This is a genomic window from Mesorhizobium sp. ZC-5, from assembly GCF_025753855.1.
Classification (GTDB): Bacteria; Pseudomonadota; Alphaproteobacteria; order Rhizobiales; family Rhizobiaceae; genus Neomesorhizobium.
Map to the genome: position 1 here is coordinate 1 of NZ_JAOWPT010000010.1, position 24,579 is coordinate 24,579.

20 protein-coding genes are annotated in these 24,579 nt (G+C 63.7%); 8 read left to right on the forward strand and 12 right to left on the reverse strand.

Annotated elements, in window-relative coordinates; all coding sequences use genetic code 11:
- Positions 1-129: 129 nt before the first annotated feature.
- The 6 genes from OHD58_RS21965 to OHD58_RS21990 form a co-directional block, all read right to left on the reverse strand.
- Positions 130-1,557 (reverse strand): gamma-aminobutyraldehyde dehydrogenase, encoded by a 1,428-nt coding sequence (locus tag OHD58_RS21965; protein WP_263805621.1) that lies wholly within the window; start codon positions 1,555-1,557, stop codon positions 130-132.
- 18 nt (positions 1,558-1,575) lie between these two features.
- The gene (locus OHD58_RS21970) at positions 1,576-2,391 is read right to left on the reverse strand and encodes an ABC transporter permease (RefSeq protein ID WP_263805622.1); all 816 of its coding nucleotides are present in this window, start codon (positions 2,389-2,391) and stop codon (positions 1,576-1,578) included.
- Between the two features lie 185 nt (positions 2,392-2,576).
- Positions 2,577-3,542, reverse strand: coding sequence for an ABC transporter permease (locus OHD58_RS21975; RefSeq protein ID WP_263805623.1), 966 nt, complete (start codon positions 3,540-3,542; stop codon positions 2,577-2,579).
- Positions 3,543-3,783: 241 nt separating this feature from the next.
- Complete coding sequence (locus OHD58_RS21980) at positions 3,784-4,782, reverse strand: ABC transporter ATP-binding protein (protein WP_263805624.1); 999 nt, start codon at positions 4,780-4,782, stop codon at positions 3,784-3,786.
- A 221-nt stretch (positions 4,783-5,003) separates the two neighbouring features.
- Positions 5,004-6,158, reverse strand: coding sequence for an ABC transporter substrate-binding protein (locus OHD58_RS21985; protein ID WP_263805625.1), 1,155 nt, complete (start codon positions 6,156-6,158; stop codon positions 5,004-5,006).
- A gap of 231 nt (positions 6,159-6,389) precedes the next feature.
- Positions 6,390-7,298 (reverse strand): LysR family transcriptional regulator, encoded by a 909-nt coding sequence (locus tag OHD58_RS21990; protein ID WP_263805866.1) that lies wholly within the window; start codon positions 7,296-7,298, stop codon positions 6,390-6,392.
- A 121-nt stretch (positions 7,299-7,419) separates the two neighbouring features.
- On the opposite strand from OHD58_RS21990, the gene OHD58_RS21995 reads away from it, so the two are divergent.
- Both OHD58_RS21995 and OHD58_RS22000 read left to right on the forward strand, forming a co-directional pair.
- A complete protein-coding gene (locus OHD58_RS21995; RefSeq protein ID WP_263805626.1) occupies positions 7,420-7,869 on the forward strand; it encodes an RrF2 family transcriptional regulator in 450 nt (149 codons plus the stop codon).
- Positions 7,859-8,752 carry an NAD(P)/FAD-dependent oxidoreductase gene (locus OHD58_RS22000; protein ID WP_263805627.1) on the forward strand — a complete coding sequence of 298 codons (894 nt, stop codon included), beginning with the start codon at positions 7,859-7,861 and terminating at the stop codon, positions 8,750-8,752. The genes OHD58_RS21995 and OHD58_RS22000 overlap by 11 nt, the downstream gene beginning before the upstream one ends.
- Positions 8,753-8,761: 9 nt before the next feature.
- On the opposite strand, the gene OHD58_RS22005 is transcribed toward OHD58_RS22000, so the two are convergent.
- Entirely contained in the window at positions 8,762-9,745 is a 984-nt protein-coding gene (locus OHD58_RS22005) for a GlxA family transcriptional regulator (RefSeq protein ID WP_263805628.1), read from the reverse strand.
- A 125-nt stretch (positions 9,746-9,870) separates the two neighbouring features.
- On the opposite strand from OHD58_RS22005, the gene OHD58_RS22010 reads away from it, so the two are divergent.
- The 4 genes from OHD58_RS22010 to OHD58_RS22025 all read left to right on the forward strand — a co-directional run bounded on the left by OHD58_RS22010 (position 9,871) and on the right by OHD58_RS22025 (position 15,804).
- The gene (locus OHD58_RS22010) at positions 9,871-10,701 is read left to right on the forward strand and encodes an alpha/beta fold hydrolase (protein WP_263805629.1); all 831 of its coding nucleotides are present in this window, start codon (positions 9,871-9,873) and stop codon (positions 10,699-10,701) included.
- Positions 10,702-10,824: 123 nt separating this feature from the next.
- A complete protein-coding gene (locus tag OHD58_RS22015; RefSeq protein WP_263805630.1) occupies positions 10,825-11,436 on the forward strand; it encodes a TetR family transcriptional regulator in 612 nt (203 codons plus the stop codon).
- Positions 11,437-11,491: 55 nt separating this feature from the next.
- Positions 11,492-12,625, forward strand: coding sequence for an efflux RND transporter periplasmic adaptor subunit (locus tag OHD58_RS22020; protein ID WP_263805631.1), 1,134 nt, complete (start codon positions 11,492-11,494; stop codon positions 12,623-12,625).
- A 35-nt stretch (positions 12,626-12,660) separates the two neighbouring features.
- Positions 12,661-15,804 (forward strand): efflux RND transporter permease subunit, encoded by a 3,144-nt coding sequence (locus OHD58_RS22025; protein ID WP_263805632.1) that lies wholly within the window; start codon positions 12,661-12,663, stop codon positions 15,802-15,804.
- An 87-nt stretch (positions 15,805-15,891) separates the two neighbouring features.
- On the opposite strand, the gene OHD58_RS22030 is transcribed toward OHD58_RS22025, so the two are convergent.
- Positions 15,892-16,674, reverse strand: a complete 783-nt coding sequence (locus tag OHD58_RS22030; RefSeq protein ID WP_263805633.1) for a DeoR/GlpR family DNA-binding transcription regulator — start codon at positions 16,672-16,674, stop codon at positions 15,892-15,894.
- Positions 16,675-16,874: 200 nt separating this feature from the next.
- Here OHD58_RS22030 and OHD58_RS22035 point away from each other — a divergent pair, with 200 nt between their 5' ends.
- Together OHD58_RS22035 and OHD58_RS22040 are read left to right on the forward strand one after the other, a co-directional pair.
- On the forward strand, positions 16,875-17,762 hold the full coding sequence (locus OHD58_RS22035; protein WP_263805634.1) for a choline/ethanolamine kinase family protein: 888 nt from the start codon (positions 16,875-16,877) through the stop codon (positions 17,760-17,762).
- Positions 17,759-20,212: a GcvT family protein gene (locus OHD58_RS22040; RefSeq protein ID WP_263805635.1), complete on the forward strand. Its 2,454-nt coding sequence runs from the start codon at positions 17,759-17,761 to the stop codon at positions 20,210-20,212. Before OHD58_RS22035 ends, OHD58_RS22040 begins: the two co-directional genes overlap by 4 nt.
- A gap of 3 nt (positions 20,213-20,215) precedes the next feature.
- Here the strand turns inward: OHD58_RS22040 and OHD58_RS22045 are convergent, their stop codons facing one another.
- The 4 genes from OHD58_RS22045 to OHD58_RS22060 all read right to left on the reverse strand — a co-directional run bounded on the left by OHD58_RS22045 (position 20,216) and on the right by OHD58_RS22060 (position 24,513).
- Complete coding sequence (locus OHD58_RS22045; protein ID WP_263805636.1) at positions 20,216-21,130, reverse strand: DMT family transporter; 915 nt, start codon at positions 21,128-21,130, stop codon at positions 20,216-20,218.
- A gap of 112 nt (positions 21,131-21,242) precedes the next feature.
- Positions 21,243-22,523, reverse strand: a complete 1,281-nt coding sequence (locus OHD58_RS22050; protein ID WP_263805637.1) for an amidohydrolase family protein — start codon at positions 22,521-22,523, stop codon at positions 21,243-21,245.
- Positions 22,520-23,464 carry an ABC transporter permease gene (locus OHD58_RS22055; protein WP_263805638.1) on the reverse strand — a complete coding sequence of 315 codons (945 nt, stop codon included), beginning with the start codon at positions 23,462-23,464 and terminating at the stop codon, positions 22,520-22,522. The genes OHD58_RS22050 and OHD58_RS22055 overlap by 4 nt, the downstream gene beginning before the upstream one ends.
- Positions 23,464-24,513: an ABC transporter permease gene (locus OHD58_RS22060; RefSeq protein WP_263805639.1), complete on the reverse strand. Its 1,050-nt coding sequence runs from the start codon at positions 24,511-24,513 to the stop codon at positions 23,464-23,466. The genes OHD58_RS22055 and OHD58_RS22060 overlap by 1 nt, the downstream gene beginning before the upstream one ends.
- Positions 24,514-24,579: the final 66 nt, after the last annotated feature.

Genomic DNA, 24,579 nt, shown 5'->3' on the forward strand with positions numbered 1-24,579 from the left:
GAATGGAGGACGGCGACACAAGCTCTCCCACGGGCTCGAGCGCCCAGAGGTGTGTCGTGCTCCCGTCCGCCGCCGCACCCGCTACCTTAGCAGATGCGGACGTATTCAAGTTACAAGGTAAGGGTAGTGCTATCCATGCGCCACCATGACGTGCCTGACCGCCGTGTAGTCCTCCAGCGCGTAGACCGACATGTCCTTGCCGTAGCCGGACTGCTTCAGCCCGCCATGCGGCATCTCGTTGGTGAGCATGAAATGCGTGTTGATCCAGGTGCAGCCATATTGTAGCCGGGCGGCGGTCGCCATGGCGCGGGAAATGTCCTTCGTCCATACCGACGAGGCGAGGCCGTAATCGCTGTCGTTGGCCCAGGTCACCGCTTCGTCGACATCCGAGAAGCGGGTGACCGAAACGACCGGGCCGAACACCTCCTTGCGCACGATCTCGTCTTCCTGCAGCGCACCGGCAACCACCGTCGGCTGGTAGAAGAAGCCATTGCCCTCGCCCGGCTTGCCGCCGGTGGTGATCTCGATGTGCTTCAGTTCCGACGCACGCTCGACGAAGGAAGCGACGCGATCGCGCTGGCGCTTCGATATCAGCGGGCCGATCTCGTTTTCGGTATCGTCGGGCTGGTTGAACTTGATGGTCGAGACCGCCGTCGAAAGGTCTGCGACGAGCTTGTCGTAGATCTTCTTGCCGGCATAGATGCGGCAGGCTGCGGTGCAATCCTGGCCGGCATTGTAGTAGCCGAAGGCGCGCAATCCGTTGACCACCGCGTCGAGATCGGCGTCGTCGAAGACGACGACCGGCGCCTTGCCGCCGAGCTCCAGATGCGTGCGCTTCACCGACTTGGCAGCGGCCTCCAACACCTTCTTGCCGGTCGCAACGTCGCCGGTGATCGAGATCATGTTGATTTTCGGATGGCTGATCAGCGTGTTGCCGACGCTGCCGCCGCGGCCGAGCACGACATTGACGACGCCTTCCGGCAGCACGTCAGCGAGGATTTTCGCAAGTTTCAGCGCCGTCAGCGGCGTCTGCTCGGACGGCTTGAACACCACCGTGTTGCCGCCGCCGATCGCCGGCGCCAGCTTCCACGCCATCATCATCAACGGATAGTTCCACGGCGCGATGGAGGCGACGATGCCGATCGGATCGCGGCGGACCATCGAGGTGTGGCCCGGCAGATATTCACCGGCGACGACGCCGGGCATCGAGCGCACGGCGCCAGCGAAAAAGCGGTAGCAATCGACGATCGCCGGGATCTCGTCGTTGAGCACCGCATTGATCGGCTTGCCGCAGTTCAGCGCCTCGAGCCTGGCAAACTCCTCCGCCTCGGCCTCGATGCGATCGGCGATCTTCAGCAGGTAGCCGGAGCGCTGGGCCGGCGTGGTGCGCGACCAGGTGACAAAGGCTTTTTCAGCCGCGGCGACCGCCATTTCGATCTGCGCAGCGGAGGCTTCGGGAAGCAACAGGATCGTCTCGCCAGTCTTCGGATTGAGGATCGGCTCCTCTGCTTCGCCGCCTTTCTCGAATTTCGATCCGATCAGCATTTGGGTATCCATGGGCTTCCCTTTCTCGATTTATTTGCCGGCGCCGGCGATCTGGTCGCCATCGCGCGTGAGGTAATAGGCGGCGAGGATCGGCAGCAGCGTCACCAGGACGACGACCATGGCGACGACATTGGTGACGGGGCGCTGGCGGGGCCGCACCAGCTCCTCGAGCATCCAGATCGGCAGGGTCTGCTGCTGGCCAGCCGTGAAAGTGGTGACGATGACCTCGTCGAACGACAGCGCGAAGGCGAGCATGCCGCCGGCCAGAAGCGCGGTGCCGATGTTAGGCAGGATGACATGGCGAAAGGTCTGGAAACCGTCGGCGCCGAGGTCCATCGAGGCTTCGATGAGCGAGCCGGAGGTGCGGCGAAAACGCGCCACCGCGTTGTTGTAGACGACCACGACGCAGAAGGTCGCGTGGCCAAGCACGATCGTCCAGAACGAGAACGGGATTTCCGCGAGGTTGAAGGCCGAGCGCAGCGCGATGCCGGTGATAATGCCGGGCAGCGCGATCGGCAGGATGACCAGCAGCGAGATTGTTTCGCGGCCGAAAAACCGCGTCTGGCTGACGGCTGCCGCGCACAGCGTGCCGAGCACCAGCGCCACCGCCGTGGAGATCGCCGCGACCTGCACCGAAAGCGACAGCGCCTGCCAGACATCGGGCCGGCTCCAGGTGACCGCGAACCATTGCGTGGTGAAGCCGGGCGGCGGCCACTGGTAGCTCTTTTCCTCCGTCGTGAAGGCATAGACGAAGATCAGCAGCAATGGCAGATGCAGGAACAGCAGGCCGCAGGCTGCGGCAATCTTCAGCCCGAGCGGCGCAGATTGTGAGCGGTCAGAGCGCATGGGTGGCACCTCGCGCTATTCGATAAAGATTACCCCCACCCCCAACTCCTCCCCTCAAGGGGGAGGGGGATTTTGCAACCGCCGCGCCGTCCAAAACCGTTGGTATCTGACACCAGACCGAGACGTCAGCTTGTGCCCCTCCCCCTTGAGGGGAGGGGCTAGGGGTGGGGGTCAGAAAACGAGAACTAGAGCGCATCGAAGGCCCCCATGCGCTTCGCTCCCCACAGGTAAAAACCCATCACCACGATCGGCACCACGGTGAAGGCGGCGGCGAGCGGGATGTTGCCGGCGGTGCCCTGGTGCGCGTAGACGGCCTGGCCGATGAACAGCCGCGACGTGCCGATGATCTGCGGGATGATGTAGTCGCCGAGTGTCAGCGAGAAGGTGAAGATCGAGCCGGCGACAATGCCCGGCAGCGCCAGCGGGAACAGCACGTTGCGAAAAGTCTGGCCCGGCGAGGCGCCGAGGTCCGACGAGGCTTCGACGAGATTTGCCGGGACGCGCTCCAAAGCCGCCTGGATCGGCAGGATCATGAACGGCAGCCAGACATAGACGAAGACGATGAAGGTGCCGGTGAAGGAGACCGACAGGGAATTGCCGCCGACCACCGGCAGCGACAGCCAGGCGTCGAGCAGCCAGTTGAGATGCAGCTTGCCGAGCAGCCAGGTGAGGATGCCCTCCTTGGCGAGGATCAGCTTCCAGGCGTAGATCTTGACCAGGTAGCTCGACCACAGAGGCAGCATGATGCCGAGGTAGAACAACACCTTCCATTTGCCCCGCGCATAACGCGCCGCGTAATAGGCGATCGGGAAGGCGATCACCGCCGAGGCAAGGGTGACGATCGCCGCCATCGCCACGGTGCGGATGATGATGTCCATATTGGAGGGCAGCAGCAACTCGCCATAGGTCTTCAGCGTGAAGTCGCGATTGATGAGGCCGGAGAACTCGTCGATCGAAAAGAAGCTCTGCAGCAGAAGCGCGAAAAGCGAACCGAGATAGACGACGCCGAGCCAGAGCACGGGCGGCGCCAGCATCAGGAAGAGCAGCAGCTTCGGGTTGCGCCAGAGGATGTCGGACAGATTGCCGAAGAAGCCGCCGCGGCGCGGCAGGATGGCGGGCACGGGACGGGCGGAGAGGACGGCGTCGGTCATGAGGCGGGCGCCTCTTCGCAGTAGAGGCCGGGTTCCTTCGCGCCCCCCTCTGTCCTGCCGGACATCTCCCCCACAAGGGGGGAGATTGGCCGGCCGCTTTGTTCGCGGCCCATTCTGAAGTGCTGGAGATTGGCAAAACCGCTTATAACAGGCAATCTCCCCCCTTGTGGGGGAGATGTCCGGCAGGACAGAGGGGGGCAACGTAGAGCACCACGTCTCCGGCTGTTAAGAGCCGCGCCCATCACGCCCCCTCCTCCATCAGGTGCAGGTGCTCGCGGTTGAAGGTGAGCGTCACCGTCTCGCCCTCGGGCGGCAGTGCTGCGCCGGAGGGCACGGTGGCGTGCAGGCGCAGGCCCTCGGCGTCGAGTGCGAGCCTGGTGGTGGCGCCGAGATAGCTGGCGGAAACGAGCTTCGCCGCGACGCCATCGCCACTCACATTGCGGCCGATGCGGATCGATTCCGGCCGCAGGCTGCCCCAGCGCCGCTGACCGGAATAGCGCTGCACGAAATCGGGTGGCAGGACATTCGACGAACCGACGAAATCGGCGACGAAACGCGATTGCGGGCGCTCGTAGATTTCGGACGGCGTGCCGACCTGCATGATCCTGCCGTCGTTGAAGACGGCGACGCGGTCGGCCATCGACAGCGCCTCGCCCTGGTCATGCGTGACGAAGACGAAGGTGATGCCGAGCCGGCGCTGCAGCGCCTTCAACTCCTCCTGCATCTGCTCGCGCAGCTTGAGGTCGAGCGCGCCGAGCGGTTCGTCGAGCAAAAGCACCTTCGGCTTGTTGACCAGCGCGCGTGCCAGCGCGACGCGCTGACGCTGGCCGCCCGAAAGCTGGCCCGGCTTGCGCGCGCCATAGCCCGGCAGCTTGACAAGCGTCAGCGTTTCCTCCGCCGCCCGCCTGCGCTCGGCCTTGCCGATGCCCTTCACCATCAGCCCGTAGGCCACGTTGTCGAGCACGTTGAGATGCGGGAACAGCGCATAGTCCTGGAAGACGGTGTTGACGTTGCGCCGATAGGGCGGGACGCCGTCGGCCTTTTCGTCGAAGATCCGGATCTCGCCGGCGGTCGGCTGCTCGAACCCGGCAATCAGCCTGAGACAGGTCGTCTTGCCTGAACCGGAAGGACCGAGCATGGCGAAGAATTCGCCCGGCACGATGTCGAGATCGACGGCGTCGACGGCACGCACCGAGCCGAAGTGGCGGGAGACTTTCCTGAAGGATACGGCAGAGGTCATGAGTTCCGTGCCTAGGTCGACGAGTACAACGCGACAGTACCCCTCATCCGTCGCCTAACGGCGACACCTTCTCCCACAAGGGGAGAAGGGGGAGCGCTGCCGGTTGCTCACGCCTTGCCTTCTCCCCTTGTGGGAGAAGGTGGCCGAGCAAAGCGAGGTCGGATGAGGGGTGTTTGGATGGAATATATTCCGCCCAGAATGCCTCATCTAGCCGGCTAACTTCACCGACCGCCGATGACGCCGATGTAATCGGAGACCCAGCGGTAGTACGGCACGCACTGGTCGTTCTGGGTGGCGCATTTCGCCGTCGGCGTGCGCCAGAACTTGATCTGCTCGAAATTCTCGTAGCCGTTGGCCTTGCAGCCTTCGTCGGTCAACAGCGCATTGCCCTTGCAGGCTGCCGGCACCGAGGGGACAGTGCCGAACCAGGCCGAGACGTCGCCCTGCACCTTTGGCGACAGGGAGTGTTCCATCCACATATAGGCGCAGTTGGGATTGGCCGCGTCGACATGCAGCATGGTCGTATCGGCCCAGCCAGTAATGCCCTCTTCCGGGAAGGTCGAACCGACCTTGGCCTTCTCGGCCTTCAACACGTTGACCATGAACGGCCATGAACCCGAGGCGGCGATGCCCTCATTCTTGAAATCGTCCATCTGGATGAATGCATCGTGCCAATAGCGGCCGATCAGCTTGCGCTGGCCGCGCAGCAGTTCGAGCGCCGCCTTGTACTGATCTTCATTGAGCTCGTAAGGGTCCTTGATGCCGAGTTCCGGCTTGTGCTTCATCAGATAGAGCGCGGCATCCGCAATGTAGATGGCACCGTCATAAGCCTGCACGCGGCCCGCATTGGGCTTGCCGTCCGGCAGATCCATCGGCTCGAACACGACGTTCCAGCTCTTCGGCGCTTCCTTGAAGACGTCGGTGTTGTACATCAGGACGTTGGCGCCCCATACATAGGGCGTGCCGTAGTGGACGCCGTCCACCGTGTGCCAGGCTGCATTCTGGATGCGCTCGTCGATGGTCGACCAGCTCTTGATGAGATCGGTGTTGATCGGCTGCACGCGCTTGCCGGCGATGAGGCGCAGCGAGGCGTCGCCAGACGCGGTGACCAGGTCGAAACCGCCCTCGTTCATCAGCGCGACCATTTCGTCGGACGTCGCCGCCGTCTTCACATTGACCTTGCAGGAGGTCGCCTTCTCGAATTCCGTGACCCAGTCGTAATTCTTGTCGGTCTCGCCGCGCTCGATATAGCCGGCCCAGGCGATGATGTTGACCTGGCCTTCACCGGCGCCGATCTCTTTCAGCTGCGCCGCCGCCTGCCCGGAAAAGCTCAATGCAAGCGCCATGGCCGTAAAGGATTTCAGAAACGACTTCATGTTGACTCTCCCATTTGAGGGGCCGCATCGAACCGGCGGCTTGGTTCCCTGATCGCAAGGTGTGCCGAAATCGGAGCATTCGCAAATTCATTTATCAGAAGGGCGATATCGGTTTTTCCGATACTGTTCATACGGACGCATACGCGGGAGCGACGTGGGTAGAACTAGTCGATCGTGTGGCGAAAACCGCTAGCCCGTTCGGCCGCCCGGAAGCGCGTCTGCCTTCTTCCGTCAGCGTTGCCGCACCGTGCGCTGCGACTGCGCGATGCCGATGAAATCGCGCGCCGCCTGGGGCAGGCCGGAACCGCGGCGCCAGACCATGCCGACCTGCACCACCGGCAGCGAACCGGAGACATCGCGCGACTCGATGCGGTCGCCTTCCAGCGACCATGGGCGGTAGACGAGGTCGGGCAACAGCGCCACGCCGGCGCCGGTGGCGACAAGGCTGCGCACCGCTTCCACGGAACGGGTGCGGAAGGCGACATGCGGCTTGGCGCCGATGGCTGACAAAAGCTTGCCGGTGTTCTCCTCGATCTCATCGACGGTGAGCATGATGAGTTGCTCCCCCGCGATGTCGCCGATGCCGATGATCTCCGCCGCCGCCAGCGGGTGGCCGAGCGGCAGCCACAGGCGATAGGCAGAAACCTCGAGGATTTCGGATTGCAGCGCCATGCGGTCGCGCAGGTTGGAGGTGACCATCACGGCGACATCCAGCTTGCCGCCGACCAGCAGATGCTCGAGGTAATCGCCATTGTCCTCGATCGCCGAGACCTCGACCGCCGGATGGGCGCGGCGGTAGCGGGCGAGGAGATCGGACAGCACATAACCGGCAACCAGCGAGGTGACGCCGAGTTGCAGACGGCCGGTGGTCGCCGCCCGGTCGCCGAAAAAGCTGCGCCTGGCGTCCGAAACGTCGGCGAGGATCTTGGTCGCGTGGCGCAGGAACTGGTGGCCCTTGTGGGTGATAGTCAGGCCGCGCGGATGGCGCTCGAACAGCTCGACGCCAAGATCGGTCTCCAGCTCCCGCACCGCCTCGGTTACCGACGATTGCGATATCGACAGGTTCTGGGCGGCACGCGAGACCGTGCCCTGCTCGGCCACGGCGACGAAATATTGCAGCTGCCTGATGGTGAACGCCATGCCGGGACTAAACACGCCGGAGCCTCGATTGGGAAGCAGGCTTAAACGGTGCGCGGGATTTGGTGGTCAAATCTGAGAACCCCGATCTTGACGGCATACAATTCGTAACTAAATAAGTTACATGAAACGCAACAGCCGCCTTTCCTCCGCGCTGCATGTGCTGACGCACATGGCCGAGACCGACGACCGGTCGCTGACCTCGCAGCATCTGGCCTCCTTCATCCACACCAATGCGGTAGTCGTGCGGCGCACGATCGCCGGCCTGCGCGACGCCGGCATCGTCACGTCGACGCGCGGCCACGGCGGCGGCTGGCAACTGGCGAGGCCGCCCGAAGAGATCACGCTGGCCGAGGTGAGTGCGGCACTCGGCGAATCGCTGCTGCCCTTCAGCACCGAGCCGGAAAGCCCCGGCTGCCTGGTCGAGCAGGCGGTCATCGCCGCGCTGGATGAGTTCCGGCAGCAGGCGGAGAAGCTGCTCGCCGAAAAGCTCTCTTCCATCACACTGGCGGATATCGCCGCCGACTACCGCAAACGTTTCGAGAAAATTGGAGTGAGTAGCCATGCAGTATGACGTCATCGTTGTCGGCGGTAGTTTTGCCGGGCTTTCCGCCGCGCTGCAGGCAGTGCGGGCACGGCGGAAGGTGCTGGTCATCGACGGCGGCCAGCCGCGCAACCGCTTTGCCGAACATTCGCACGGATTCCTCGGCCATGACGGCAGGGCGCCCCAGGCGATCCTCGACGATGCGCGGCGGCAGTTCGCCGCCTATCCGACCGCCGGATTGGCAACCTGCCTGGCGACGGATGCCCGAGCTACCGACGACGGCTTCGAAATCGCGCTGGACGGCGGCAGCAGCGTCAGCGGCAGCCGCCTGGTGCTCGCAACCGGCGTGCACGACACGCTGCCGCAGATCCCCGGACTTCAGGAGCAATGGGGCAAGACGGTCGCGCACTGTCCGTATTGCCATGGCTACGAATTCGGCGGCGGCGCCATCGGCGTGCTGGCGCAGGATGCGATGTCCACCCACAAGGCACTGCTGGTCGCCGACTGGGGCACCGTCATGCTGTTCGGCAACGGCGCCTTCATGCCCGACGATGAGCAGATGTCGTTGCTGCAAAAGCGCGGCGTGGGCTTCGAGCCTACGGCGCTGAGCAAGGTGCAAGGCAGCGATGGCGAGCTGACGGTGACGCTGGCCGACGGAACGACAAGAGCGCTGAAGGGAATGTTCGTCGCTTCACAGACCGCAATGACGAACCCTATCGCCGAGCAGCTCGGCTGCGCTTTCGAGGACGGCATGTTCGGCCCGGTCGTCAAGGTCGACGACCGGCAGCAGACCAGCGTGAAGGGCGTATACGCCGCCGGCGACATGGCGCGCTCCATGCACAGCGTGGCGCTCGCGGTGGCCGGCGGCGCGATGGCCGGCGTCGGGGCACATCAGTCGCTCATCTTCGGCTAGGTTCGGAACTTATCCGACCTGCACGGCAGTCCCGAAACGACGCCTGTAATCGGCCGGTGCAAGGCCGGTGATGCGCTGGAACAGCTTGCGGAAGGCGGACGGGTCGCCGTAGCCGACTTCCCAGGCGATCTGCTCGATCGGCCGCCGGCTGAGTTCGAGTGCCTCGCGTGCCTTCGCGATGCGGATCTGCTGGGCGTATTCGGTGGGCCTTAGTCCCGTCGCGTTCCGGAACCGCCGCAGGAACGTGCGTTCCTCGAGCTTTGCCACGGCGGCCAACTGCGCGATGGATTGGTTCTTCGCGCCATTCGCCTGCAACCAGTGCTGGGCGCGCAGGATGGCGGCGTCGCCATGGTCGAGGCGCGGTACGAAATGATTGTAGGGGCGCTGAGCCCGCCCAGGCGGATCGATCAGCAGGAAGCGGGCCGTTTCCAGCATGACACTCGGCCCGAGCAGCCTCTCGACCAGCGTCAGGCCGAGGTCGGTCCATGCCAGGATGCCGCCTGCCGTGATGATATCGCCATCATCGATCACCATGCGATCGACATCCAACTTGATGGTGGGAAACTTCTCCGCAAGAGCATCGGCGAAAGCCCAATGCGTTGTGGCCTCGCGTCCTTCGAGCAACCCCGTTTCGCCGAGCAGGAATGCGCCGGCGCAAACGGAACACAGCGTCGTCCCTGCGGAATGGCGCTCGGCCAGCCATGTCGCGAAGCCGCGCATGGATTGCATCCTGCCCGGCATCACCAGGCTGGGTGGTGCGATGAGGTGGCTCGGACGATGGGGCGTGCCCGGATGGCTGTCGTAAACGCAACCGACTCCTGAGTTTTGCACCTGCTGCCAATGGGTAACGCGGATTGCCGGCGCGCTGTCGTGGTGGCGTGCCGCACTCATGTCGCCGGCAATGCGAAACAGATCGGTGAGGCCATGCACGGCCGCAAGCTGTGCATCCGGATAAATCACCAGCCCGATTTCCGCGACGATTTTCCGCTGCATGGCCACTATGTCAGTTTTGCCCCGCTTGATGTCGGTTCCGCCAAGCGTCACAATGCCCGCGAGAGCCTACCTTGTCCACATCGAGCGCTGATCCGGCGCCCCGAAAAACACAACGGAGAAGAGATATGAGCACGATCACCACAAAGGACGGCACCGAGATCTTCTACAAGGACTGGGGCTCCAAGAGCGCGCAGCCCATCGTCTTTCACCATGGCTGGCCGCTGAGCGGCGACGATTGGGATAACCAGATGATGTTTTTCCTCGAGCAGGGATACCGCGTCATCGCCCATGATCGCCGCGGCCATGGACGCTCGAGCCAGACCGCAACCGGCAACGAGATGGACACCTACGCGGCGGACGTCGCGGAACTGGCCGAGGCGCTCGACCTGAAGAACGCGGTCCATGTCGGCCACTCCACGGGCGGCGGCGAAGTTGCTCACTATGTCGCCCGCGCCAAGCCTGGCCGCGTCGCCAAGGCTGTGCTGATCGGCGCCGTGCCGCCGGTCATGGTGAAGTCGGACAAGAATCCGGGCGGCCTGCCGATCGAGGTATTCGACGGATTTCGCGCCGCCCTGGTCGCCAACCGCGCGCAGTTCTACTACGACGTGCCCACCGGTCCCTTCTACGGTTTCAACCGTCCCGGCGCCAAGGTTTCGCAAGGCATTATCGACAATTGGTGGCGGCAGGGCATGATGGGCGGCGCCAAGGCCCACTACGATTGCATCAAGGCGTTCTCTGAAACGGACTTCACCGACGACCTGAAGAAGATCGACGTGCCGGTGCTGGTCATGCATGGCGACGACGACCAGATCGTGCCCTATGCCGACTCGGCGCCGCTGTCGGCCAAGCTGCTGAAGAACGGCACGCTGAAGACCTACAAGGGCCTGCCGCACGGCATGTGCACGACGCATCCCGAGATCGTCAATCCGGACCTGCTGGCGTTCGTGAAGGGCTGATATCAGGCAGCGACACACGGCCGCATGCGGACGCAACCCGTCCGCCGCGCTTGACGAAAAGCCCATAACGGTTTACGACTGACGAAAATGAAAATTCGTCAGTCGTAGGCAGTTCGACTCAAAATGGACAGCGCAGCAGCAGAAAGCGTTCTTGATTCTCCCAAGCAGGAGATGGTCGAACGCATCCTCGAATCCGCCGAGCGGCTGTTTCGGCACTATGGCTACGGCAAGACCACGGTTGCCGACATCGCCCGCGACCTCGGCATGTCGCCGGCCAACATCTATCGGTTTTTCGATTCCAAGGTCGAAATCCACCAGGCCGTCTGCGGCCGCATGCTCGCAATCTGCTACAAGAACGCGCATGACGTGCGGCATATGCAGGCAAGCGCCAGCGATCGGCTGCGCGCCTTGGTCCACGCACAGTACCAATGGACGCTCGACACCATGCTCGATCACGAGAAGGTGCACGAGATGGTCGTTGTTGCCCTCGAGCGTGACTGGCACGTCATCGACGGGCACATCAACCGCATCCACGACCTCATCGCCGAAATCATCCGCGACGGCATCGAAGCGGGAGAGTTCGTCGAGCAGGATCCTGTCATTGCATCCCGTTGCTTTGGCGCCGCAACGGTCACCCTCTGCCACCCGCAAATGGTGGCGCAATGTCTTGCCAAGACGAACCGCGCCACGGTCGAAGAACTGGTCGACTATGCGATCAGGGCGCTGAAAATTTAGCCAGGGCGGCAGGGCCGCAACAGCAATCATCCGGAAACCTCCAGGAGTGCGAACGATGCTTTCGTTCAAGACCTTCAATGCCAGTTTGCGTCCATTTGCCAGGCTGGTGCTGCTTGCCGGCCTTGGCGTCGGCGTTGCCGCCTGCACCGAAGCCAAGACCGAGACGGTCGCCGAGGTCGTCCGCCCCGTAAAGGTGGTGGAGATTGCCAATGCCGACGCCACCCGCAAGCTCGACTATTCCGGCACCGTGAAAGCGCGCACCGAGATGAACCTCGGCTTCCGCGTCGCCGGCAAGGTCATCGAGCGGCATGTCGATATCGGCGACCGGGTGAAACCGGGAGACCTCCTGGCCCGCATCGATCCAACCGACTACGAACTCGCGGTCACGACCGCCGACGCCAACCTGGCCGCGGCCGAAAGACAGGTCGAAACCGCCGGCTTCGCGATGAAGCGCGCCGAACAGTTGTTCGCCAAAAAGTTCTCGCCGCAGGCCGACCTCGATACCGCGACGCTGTCATACCAGCAGGCGGTCGCAACGCGCGACGCCGCGCGCTCCTCGCGGCGGCAGGCGGCCAACCAGGTTGGCTACGCCGAACTCAGAACCGACCAGGGCGGCATGGTGACCTCGATCGGCGCCGACCGGGGGCAAGTGGTCGCCATCGGCACGCCCGTCGTCACCGTCGCGGTCGATGGCGAGAAGGAAATCCAGATCGCCGTGCCAGAGAGCGACATTTCGCATTTCAAGCCGGGCCAGCCCGTCGCCGTCGGCTTCTGGACGGACGACCGGCTGCGGCTTGACGGCAAGGTACGGGAACTCTCCGGCAGCGCCGACCCGCTGTCGCGCACCTTCTCGGTGCGTGTCAGCCTGCCGGATGATCCCCGCGTCCTGCTCGGCATGACCGCAACCGTCGCCGCCACGATCACGATCGATCGCCCGCTGATCTCGGTTCCAATCGAAGCGCTGGCCGAGAAGGCGGGCAAAAAGATCGTCTGGGTCGTCGATCGCGACCAGGCGACCGTCCATGCCCGTGAAGTGGAGGTGACCGATTTCGGCCCCAACGGCGTGCGCGTCGCCAGCGGCCTGCAGCCGCGGGATCTCGTGGTCGCGGCGGGCACGCAGTTCATGGCGGAAAATCTCAAGGTGAAGCTGCCGGAAGGCGATCTTTCGGCGGCTGCCGAGCTTCGCTGAACCCATAAATCGCACCGATCGACCGGAGACGGCCAATGGCGACGTCCGCAGGGCAGAAAACAAGGTTCAACCTGTCGCGCTGGGCGATCGGTCATCCGAGCATCGCGCGGTTCCTCTTTGCGCTGCTCATCATCGCCGGCGCAATGGGCCTGATGCGCATGGGCCAGAGCGAGGATCCGGAATTCACCTTCCGCGTCATGGTCGTGCAGGCCATATGGCCGGGTGCCTCGCTGCAGGACATGCAGGACCAGGTCGTCAACAAGATCGAGCGCAAGCTCCAGGAGACGCCGCATCTCGATTTCGTGCGCTCCTATTCGCGCGCCGGCAGCGCCATCATCACGGTGCAGATCAAGGGCGACACGAACAGTGCCGAAGTGGCCGACGCTTTCTACCAGGTGCGCAAGAAGGTCGGCGACATCGCCGGCGAATTGCCCGAGGGGCTGCTCGGGCCCTATTTCAATGACGAGTTCGGCGACACGTTCATAACGCTGCATTCGCTGAGCGGCGACGGTTTCTCCTATCCCGAGCTGAAAGACTTCGCCATTCAGGCGCGCGACATGCTCCTGACCACGCCCGGCGTCGAGAAGGCCGTCATCATCGGCGATCAGCCGGAAGTGATCTACATCGACGTGTCGTCCAAGGTTCTCGCCGAACGCGGACTGACGCTCGTCGACCTACAGAACGCCGTCAAGGGACAGAACAGCGTCGATCCATCCGGCACCGTCGAGACAGGCACGCGATCGGTGCGCATCTCGGTCGAGGGCGACGTTCGCCAGGCCGACGACATCCGCGAACTCAGGCTGCGCGCCGGCGACAAGGTAACCCGCCTCGGCGATATCGCGACGGTTACATCCGGCTTACAGGATCCCTACCAGCGCAAGTTCCGTTTCAACGGCCACGACAGCGTCCAGATCGGCGTCGTGATGGGCAAGGGCTTCAAGGTGACCGATGTCGGCGCCGCCGTCGAGGAGACGTACAAGCGGTTCGAAGCCGCCCTGCCCTACGGCGTCTCGGTCGATCAGGTATCCAACCAGCCGCATGTGGTGACCGAAGCGATCGGCGAATTCATGAAGGCGCTCGGCGAGGCGCTGGCGATCGTGCTCGTCGTCTCCTTCCTGTCGATCGGCTGGCGCTCGGGTCTCGTCATTGCCATCGCCATCCCTCTGGTGCTGGCTGCCACCTTCGCCATCATGTACGAGCTGGGCATCGACCTGCAGCGCATTTCGCTCGGCGCCCTGATCATCGCGCTCGGCCTGCTTGTCGACGACGCCATGATCGTGGTCGAGATGATGGAGCGCAAGCTCGAGGAAGGCCTGGTCAAGCTCGACGCGGCAAGCTTCGCCTATACCTCGACCGCCTTCCCGATGCTGACCGGCACGCTGATCACGGTCGCCGGCTTCATTCCGGTCGGTTTCGCCGAATCGACGGCCGGCGAATATGTGCGTTCGCTGTTCTACGTGGTCGGCATCGCCCTGGTCGTCTCCTGGATCGTCGCGGTCTATTTTACGCCCTGGCTCGGCCACATGATCCTGAAGCAGCGCAGTCATGCCGGCGGGCATCACGATGTCTTCGACACGCGCTTCTACCGCCGCCTCCGGGCCACGGTCGGCTGGGCGGTGCGCCACCGCCTCATCGTGCTGGGTGCGACGCTCGCGATCTTCGCCGGCAGCCTGTGGAGCTTCCAGTTCATCCCGCAGAACTTCTTCCCGCAGTCCGAGCGGCCGGAGATCCTGGTCGACATGTGGCTGCCGGAAGGCACCAGCATCAAAGAGGTGGAGACCCAGGCGAAGGCGCTGGAAGCCCGCATGATGGACGATCCGGACAAGCGCTTCATCGCCACCTATATCGGCGAGGGCGCGCCGCGCTTCTTCCTGCCGCTCGACCAGCAGCTGCGCAATCCCAACTTCGCCCAGCTTCTCGTCATGGCCAATGACGAGCCGGCCCGCGAGCGGCTGATCGGCAAGCTGAGGTCCATCCTGGCGGAAGACTTCCCGTCCGTCCGCGCCAAGGTCGACCGCCTGTTCCTCGGACCGCCGACCGGCTGGCCCGTGCAACTGCGCGTCATGGGACCGGACCGCCAGGAGGTGCGCCGCATCGCCGACGAGGTCAAGCAACGCTTCCACCAGGATCCGCTGCTCGGCGCCGTGCATGACGACTGGCTGGAGCCGGTGACGGCAATGAAGCTGGTCATCGACCAGGACCGCGCCCGCGCACTCGGCGTCACCTCCCAGCGTGTCCGGCAAATGCTGCAGACCGCAATGTCCGGAGCTCCGCTGGACGACTTCCGCGACGGCGAGGAGACCGTTTCGATCGTCGCACGCGAACCCGACGGCGCCCGCTCGCTCCTTTCGGCGGTCAACTCGGTCTATGTCCCGACCGATTTCGGCGGCTTCGTTCCGGTCTCGCAGCTCGCCAAGGTCGTGCCTGTCCTCGAACAGGGCATCGAGTGGCGGCGCGACCGCGTGCCCACTATCGCGGTGCGCGCGACATTGCCGGACGGCGTACAGTCGAACGACGTGGTGATGCGGCTCCACAACGAGATGAAGGATCTGCGCGCCAGCCTCCCCGCGGGGTATCGGATCGAGGTGCAAGGCGGCGCGGAGGATTCGGCCGAGAGCCAGGCATCGATCGCCGCCAAGGCGCCGATCATGCTGGTGGTGATCGTCGTATTGCTGATGGCGCAGCTGCAGCATTTCGGCAAGGCAATGCTGGTGCTCGCCACCGGCCCGCTCGGCATCATCGGCGCGGCGGCAGCACTGCTGATCAGCGGCGCGCCGTTCGGCTTCGTGGCGATCCTGGGCGTCATCGCACTGCTCGGCATCATCATCCGCAACTCGATCATCCTGGTCGACCAGATCGACCAGGACATCGCCGCCGGCATGGAACGGTCGGAGGCGATCATCGGGGCAGCCGTCAGGCGCTTCCGGCCGATCGTGCTGACGGCGCTGACCGCCGTGCTGGCGCTGATCCCGATCTCGCGCGGCGTCTTCTGGGGTCCGCTCGCCTATGCGATGATGGGCGGCATTCTCGTCGCGACGGTTCTCACCATCTTCGTCCTGCCCGCGGGCTATGCGCTGTTCTTCGGCAAGGAGAGGAAGAAGGACATCGTTCCTGACGGGGAAGATGCCATTCCCGATTTCGCCGAGACTGTCGACGAACCTCGCCTGGCGGCCGAATAGCCAGGCACGGACACGGCCCAGCGACGTGGTTCCACGTATGGAAGACAGGCTTGGGCGGCTGATGTCGACCCAGCATCCGGCGAGGGCTTAGACGATGCCCTCGGCGACATCGCCGACAACCGTGAGCCTTGCGCCCGCCTCTGAAATCGCGGTGGCGATGTCGGGCGGCGGCGCCTGGTCCGTCACAAGTTCTCCAAATCCGGAGAAGCTGCAGACGTGCACCAGGCCCTGCCGGCCGAATTTGCTGTGATCGGTGACGACCAGCGTACGAGCGCCGCGCGCCAAGACCATGCGGGCGAATTCCGCCTCTTCAAGATTGTAATCCATGATGCCGCCGACCGCATCGACGGCGCCGGCCGAAATCACCGCGTGGGCGACGCTGAAACGGCTGACGAACTCGATCGCGGAAACGCCGAAGGCCGCTCCCGAATCGTTGCGCAGTTCGCCGCCAGCCATGTAGACCCGGTTGCCGTTCACCGTCGCCAGCGTGCGGGCGATATCCGACGAATTGGTGATGACGGTGAGCCGGCGGTGGCCGAGCAGTTCGCGGGCCAGAAAGCTCGTCGTCGCACCCGTGTCCATCATGACCGAATCGCCGTCCTGGATGGTGGCGGCGACATGCTTTGCGATCGCCCGCTTGGCCTCACTGTTCTCGCGCATGCGCTTTTCGAAAGGCGCTTCACCTGAAAACGTGGGGAGCCCGATGGCGCCATGCATCTTCAGCACCGAACCATCGCTGGTGAGCGGTTTCACATCGCGGCGGATCGTCTCCAGGGATACACCGAGCCTGTCGGCGAGGCTGGCGATGGTGATGGTGCCTTCTTCCTGCACCAGCCGAAGGATGTCGCTATGGCGTTTCGAGTGATTCATGCCCGCATCCTGTCAGCCTCTTGGCCGGGACTCAACTTCCACCCCACCGTTTGCACATTAGAATATCGAACGAGATCGCAAAAAGCCTCACCAATCGGTCAGAAAAACACAATAAACCACAGCCGTCGCATTGACACCAGGGCAACCCGAGGGTTCTTCTCGGCGGAATGTACAAGCCAACCGCCGTTGCTGGACGGAGCATGACCGAAACCGAAGACCGCATTCGCGCCTTGCCGTGCTGGAACGGCGGTATCGAGATCGAGCCGCTCAAGGGCGGGCTTTCGAACGAAAGCTGGGTGGTGAGCGACGACGCCGGCAAGCATGTGGCACGTTTCGGCAGCGACTTCCCGTTCCATCATGTCTTTCGTGACCGCGAGATCATGGTGGCGAAGGCGGCTCATGCGGCAGGGTTCGCACCTGAGGTGCGTTATGCACAACCCGGCGTGATGGTGACGCAGTATCTCGGCGCCAAGACCTTTGGCGCGGACGACGTGCGCCGGAACCGGCTGCGCATCGCCGAACTCGTGCGCAATTTCCATCAGGTCATGCCCCGGCATGTTTCGGGCGCCGGCTTCATGTTCTGGGTTTTCCACGTCATCCGCGACTACGCACGCACGCTGGAGGGCGGAAACAGCCGCTTGAAAGACAGGCTGCCGAGTTATCTCGAACTGGCCGACGAACTCGAACGCGCGCAGATGCCGCTGCCGGTGATCTTCGGCCACAACGATCTTTTGCCGGCGAATTTCCTCGACGATGGCGACAAGCTCTGGCTGATCGACTTCGAATATGCCGGTTTCAACACCGCGATGTTCGACCTCGCCGGCATCGCTTCCAATGCCGGCATGACGCAGGACGAATCCGACGAATTGCTGGCCGCCTATTTCGGCCGGCAACCGGACGCCGAGACACACCGCTCCCACATGGCCATGCAATGCGCCTCGCTGCTGCGCGAGGCGATGTGGAGCATGGTCTCGGAACTGCATCTCACCGCGCCCGGCGCCGACTATGTTGCCTACACCGCGGAGAATTTGGCACGGCTCGAGACCGCGCTGGAAAACTACAGAACGAAATACGGGACATCCTCATGACATTGCCAAGCCATGCCGGGATCGTCGTCATCGGCGGCGGCATCATCGGCTGCTCGACGGCCTATCACCTGGCGCGCGACCACAAGGCCGACGTGATCCTGCTCGAGCAGGGCAAGCTGACTTCCGGCTCGACCTGGCATGCGGCGGGCCTTGTCGGGCAATTGCGGTCGTCGGCGTCGATCACCCGTGTGCTCAAATACTCCGTCGACCTCTACAAGGGGCTGGAGGCGGAGACCGGCCTTGCCACGGGCTGGAAGATGACTGGCTGCCTGCGGCTGGCGACCAACCAGGACCGCTGGACCGAGTTCAAGCGGCTGGCGACGACCGCGAAAAGTTTCGGCATGGACATGCAGCTGATCTCGCCGGACGAGGTCAAGAAGATGTGGCCGCTGATGGAGGTTTCCGACCTCGTCGGCGCTTCATGGCTGCCGACCGACGGCCAGGCCAGCCCCTCCGACATCACCCAATCGCTGGCCAAGGGCGCGCGCATGCATGGCGCCAGGCTTTACGAGGAGGTGCGTGTCACCGGCTTCGAGATGAAGGACGGCCGCATCATTGCGGTGAAGACCAGCCAGGGCGACATCGCCTGCGAGAAGGTCGTCAACTGCGCCGGCCAGTGGGCTCGGCAGGTCGGCGCCATGGCGGGCATCAACGTGCCGCTGCAGCCGGTGAAACACCAGTACATCATCACCGAGAAACTGGATGGGCTGACCGCGGACGCGCCGACGATCCGCGACCCCGACCGCCGCACCTATTTCAAGGAAGAGGTCGGCGGGCTGGTGATGGGCGGCTACGAGCCGAACCCGCAGGCCTGGCAGACCGACCTTACCGGTGGCGATGTGCCCGACGACTGGGAATTCCGGCTGTTCGACGACGATTTCGACCATTTCGAGCAACATATGGCGCAGGCCATCGCCCGCGTTCCCGCGCTGGAAACGGCCGGCGTCAAGCAGATGATCAACGGGCCGGAAAGCTTCACGCCGGACGGCAACTTCATCCTCGGCACCGCGCCCGAATGCGCCAACATGTTCGTCGGCGCAGGATTCAACGCCTTCGGCATCGCTTCGGGCGGCGGCGCAGGCTGGGTATTGGCGCAATGGGTCGTCGACGGCGAAGCACCGCTCGACCTGTGGGTGGTCGACATCCGTCGTTTCGCGAACCTGCATCGCGACCGCGAATGGGTGTCGGACCGTACGCTCGAAGCCTATGGCAAGCACTACACGATCGGCTTCCCGCATGAGGAATATCTTTCCGGCCGCCCGGCGATCGTGTCGCCGCTCTATGAGCGGCTGAAAAAGCACAACGCGGTGTTCGGCTCCAAGCTCGGCTGGGAACGCCCGAACTGGTTTGCTCCGAAAGGCACGACGCCGGAAGACATCTACTCGATGGGCCGGCAGAACTGGTTCGAGCCGGTCGGCGACGAGCACCGCCACGTCCGCGAGAAGGTCGGCATCTTCGACCAGTCGTCCTTCGCCAAGTACGAACTGACCGGGCCTGATGCACAAAAGGCGCTCGACTGGATCTGCGCCAACGACATCGACAAGCCCGCGGGACGGCTCACCTACACGCAGCTTCTCAACACGCGCGGCGGCATCGAGGCCGACCTGACGGTCGCACGGTTGGCGCAGGAAAAGTTCTACATCGTCACCGGCACCGGTTTCCGCACCCATGACCTGGCCTGGATCAAGGATCATATCGGAACCGAAATGGACGTTAATCTTTCCGATGTAACGGAAAAGTTCGGCACGCTTTCGCTGATGGGGCCGAAGTCGCGGGAGGTCCTCGCCTCAGCGACGGATGCCGACGTTTCGAATACCGGTTTCCCGTTCGGCCATGTGCGCGAGATCGCCGTGGCCGGCCATACGGTACGGGCGTTGCGCGTCACTTATGTCGGCGAACTTGGCTGGGAAGTGCATGTGCCGATCGAGGCCGTCGGCGAGGTGTTCGACGCGCTGATGGCGGCGGGTGCGCGACACGGCATTCGCCCCGTCGGCTACCGCGCGCTGGAATCGCTGCGGCTCGAAAAAGGCTATCGCGCCTGGGGCTCCGACATCACGCCAAACGACACGCCGTTCGAAGCCGGGCTTGGTTGGGCGGTGAAGCTCAGGAAGGATACCGACTTCCTCGGCCGCAAGGCGCTTGGGAAGCTCCACAACGCGCCGCTCAAAAAACGCCTCGTCGCCCTCACGACGGTAGACCCCGATGTCGTACTGCTCGGCCGCGAGACGATTTTGCGCAATGGCGAGCCGGTCGGCTATCTCAGCAGCGGCGGTTATGGCTACACGATCGGCAAACCGGTCGGCTACGGCTATGTGCGCAATGCCGATGGCGTCGACGACGATTTCCTGACCTCCGGTGACTACGAACTGGTGGTTGCGATGGAGAAGACGCCCGCGAAAATCCACCTCGGGCCGTTGTACGACCCCAAGGGCGAGAAGGTGAAGGGATAAACCTTAGTTCACGCCCTTGGGAACATTCTCCGGCGGCACTTCGTCGACCACCTTCTGGCGGTGGAAGATGAACAGGCCTGCAAGCACGATGATGGCCGAGCCGACGAGAATGCGGGAACTCGGCACATCGTTGAAGAAGACAAGGCCGAACACCACGGCCCACAAAAGCAGCGTATAATGCAGCGGCGCCAGCGTAGAAGCCGGCGCCAGCTTCAGCGCCCTGGTGATCATCAGGTGCGCGCCGCAGGAGACGATGCCGAGAAGCAGCATCGCGCCGAAATCCAGCGCACTCGGCGTTTGCCAACTGCCAAGCGTGAGCGCGCCGCCAACAACCAGGCTGCCCAGCGTCTGCCAGGTCACCAGCGTGGTGTCGCTGGTGCCGCGCAACTGGCGGCTAAGGATGATGGCAAGGGCGAAGGAAAGGCTGCCGACAAGCGCGAAGATCGATGACAGAGACAGCGCCGCTGATGATGGCCGCAGCATGATGATGACACCGCAGAAGCCGATCAGGATGGCGGCCCAGCGGCGCCATCCGACCTTCTCGCCGAGCAGGAAATGCGAGAGCGCGGCGACATAGATCGGGCCTGCCATGTAAAAGCTCATCACATCGGCCAGCGGTAGGTAAACGACCGCTGCATAAAAGAGCGCGGTGTCGAGCGTGGTGACGACGACGCGCAGGATCTGGAGATCCAGCCGCTCCATGCGGAAGAGTTTCGCGGTGCCCTGGCGGGCGATCATCGGGCCGAGGATGATGAAGGCGCCGATTGAGCGGATGAGCACGACCTGGCCGACCGAAAAACTGGCGACCAGCCATTTTCCCATCGCATCGTTGAGAGCGAAGAGGAAATCGCCGGCAAGCATGAGCAACACGCCCGCGACAACCAGATTTTTCGGCGCCCGTAGTTCCGACAGTGTCATTTTTTCGCCAAGCCCTGAATGGGATGTCCATATCAAGGGGCCGGGGAAATGACTATTCCCATTTGGTGTGGCATAGGCGACGGTGCGCAAACTGTCGCGCGGCGTGGCATAGCTACGTCGCTTCATGCCTCCGGTTCACCGCAGCCGGACGACCTTCGATCGACAGTCTCGTCTCTTGCCGCGGTCTTTCCGCCACCACCTTGCCGCGAGCGATGACGCAGAGACGCTCCGGCCTGAGGCGCACCGCTTCGATCGGATTGCCGGCATCGAGAACCACCAGGCTGGCGCGCTTGCCGACCTCCAGCCCGAGATGGTCGAGGCCCATGATCGTCGCATTGACGTTGGTGACCATGTCGAAACATTTCGCCATGTCGGCCGGGCTCGACATCTGGGCGACATGCAGGCCCATGAAGGCGACATCGAGCATGTCGGCCGTGCCCAGCGAATACCAGGGGTCGAGCACGCAATCCTGACCGAAGCCGACGCGGATTCCGTGGGCCTGCATTTCCTTGACCCGGGTCATGCCGCGGCGCTTCGGGAAGGTGTCGTGGCGGCCCTGCAGCATGATGTTGATCAGCGGGTTGGGGATCGCCGATACCTGCGCCTCTGCGATCAGCGGCAGCAACTTGGAAACGTAATAATTGTCCATCGAATGCATCGACGTGAGATGCGAGCCGGCCACCCTGCCCTGCAGGCCCAACCGCTGTGTCTCATAGGCCAGTTGTTCGATATGGCGCGACAGCGGGTCGTCGGTTTCGTCGCAATGCATGTCGACCATCAGGCCGCGCTTTTCCGCGATCTCGCAGAGTTCCGTCACCGAGCGGGTGCCGTCGGCCATGGTGCGCTCGAAATGCGGGATACCGCCGACCACGTCGACGCCGAGGTCGAGCGCCCGGATGGTGTTTTGCCGTGCCGTCGGCGACCGATAAAGGCCATCTTGTGGGAAGGCGACGAGTTGCAGGTCGATATAGGGCGCGACCTCCTTCTTGACCTCGAGCAGGGCTTCGACGGCGAGCAACCGGTCGTCGCAGACATCGACATGGGTGCGGATGGCGAGCAGGCCCATCGAGACTGCCCAGTCGCAATATCTCAGCGCCCGCTCCTTCACTGCCTCATGGGTGAGCAAGGGTTTCAACTCGCCCCACAGTGCGATGCCCTCCAGCAGCGTGCCGGACGCATTGATGCGCGGAATGCCATAGGAGAGCGTCGCGTCCATATGGAAATGCGGATCGACGAAGGGCGGCGAAACGAGGTTTCCCGTGGCGTCGACGATCTTCGCGGGTCCAGCCGGAAGCGATGGCTCGATCGCAGTGATGTTTTCGCCGATAATGCCGATGTCGGCAACGCGGCCGTCCGGCAGCGTGCCGCCCTTGACGATCAGGTCAAAACTCATCTTTCGCCTTTCTGATAAGGGATCATCAGCGCCTTCGGATAGGTGGCTCGGCGCGCAACCAGCACAAGCGCCAGGATGGACAGCACATACGGCATCATCAGGAAGACCTGGTAGGGCACGACGCCGCCGGAAAGCTGCTGCAGGCGCACCTGATAGGCGTCGAAGGCAGCAAACAGGATCGCGCCGACCAGCGCCTTGCCGGGACGCCACGAGCCGAAGACAACCAGCGCGATGCAGATCCAGCCGCGGCCGTTGATCATCTCGAAGAAGAAGGAGTTGAACGCCGACATGGTGAGGAACGCTCCGCCAACTGCCATCAGCGCGCTGCCGGCCATCACCGCGCCCATGCGGATGCCGATGACGCTGATGCCTTGCGCTTCGACGGCCGACGGGTTCTCGCCGGCGGCGCGCATGGCGAGCCCAAGCGGCGTGCGGTAGAGTACCCAGGCGACCACCGCGACGGTGATGAAGGCGAGATAGGTGAGTGGCGTCTGCGCGAACAGCGCTTCGCCGATGACCGGTATTTTCGACAGACCCGGGATCGGCCACGGCTGGAACGGCTCGATCTTGGGCGGCGAGGTGACCTCCGGCAGGGCGAGACGATAGATGAAGTAGGTCAGGCTGGTGGCGAGCAGCGTGACGCCGATGCCGACGACATGCTGCGACAGGCCGAGCGGCACCGTAAGCGTTGCATGGAGCAGGCCGAACAAGGCGCCGGCGAAAGCCGCGACCAGCACGCCGGTCCACAGGTCGCCGCCCGAGTAGACCGTGAACCAGCCGGCGAAGGCGCCGACCGTCATGATGCCCTCGATGCCGAGATTGAGCACGCCTGCCCGTTCGCAGATCAGTTCACCCATGGTGGCGAAGATCAGCGGCGAGGCGATGCGGATCGCGGCGACCCAAAAGGAGGCGGTGAAGAGGATTTCGATGGCTTGTTCCATCACCTCCACCTCACCCGATACCTGGAAAACAAGATCGCCGTGACCATCGACAAAAGCGCAGTCGCAACCATCACGTCGGCGATGTAGCTAGGCACGCCGGCGGCGCGGCTCATCGCATCGGCGCCGACGAAGATGCCGGCGACGAAGATCGCCGACGCCACCACGCCGAGCGGATTGAGCATGGCGAGCATAGCAACCACGATGCCGGAATAGCCAAAGCCGGGCGACAGATCGAGGGTGAGGTTACCCTTAAGTCCGGACACTTCCGAGAAGCCCGCGAGCGCCGCCAGGCCGCCGGACAACAGCGCCGTCTTCATCAGCACGCGGTTGACCGGAATGCCGGCAAAACGTGCGGCTTCCGGATTGTGGCCGACCGCGCGCATCTCGTAGCCCAGAACGGTTTTCTTCATAATCACCCAGGCGACGACGGCAGCGGCAACGGCGATGACGAAGCCGAAATGCAGGCGTTTCCCCTGGATGATGCGCGGCAGCTGCGCATCGGCGACGACTTTCGAGGACTGCGGCCAGCCCAAGCCCATCGGATCCTTGAGCGGCCCTTCGAGCAGCATGGAAACGAACAAAAGCACGATGAAGTTGAGCAGCAGCGTGGTGACGACCTCATCGACGCCGAACCTTGTTTTCAGCAGCGCCGGCCCGGCGAGCAGCAACGCACCAGCGGCCATCGCTGCAAGCATGATGATTGGAATGAGCAGGCCCGCAGGGAGCGGCAAAGCGCCGGTGCCGAGCACCACGGTCACCACGGCGCCTATATAGAGTTGCGCTTCGGCGCCGATGTTCCAGAGTTTTGCGCGGAAGGCGACGGCCACGGCCAGCCCGGTGAAGATCAGCGGCGTGGCGCGGGTGAGCGTTTCGAGCAGCGCGAATTGCGAGCCGGCCGCGCCCTTAGCGACTAGATAGAACACCGAAAACGGTGAAGCGCCCGCGGCCAACACCAGCAGCGAGGCGATGAGGACGGTCGCTGCGATGGCGGCCAGGGGATAGGCGAGTGTCGCGGCAAACGACGGCGCTGGTTTCGGTTCAAGCCGCATTATGCCGTCCCCCTCGAGGGGGGGTGGCCGCGCAGCGGCCGGGTGGGGTACATGCAGCAGTGCTCG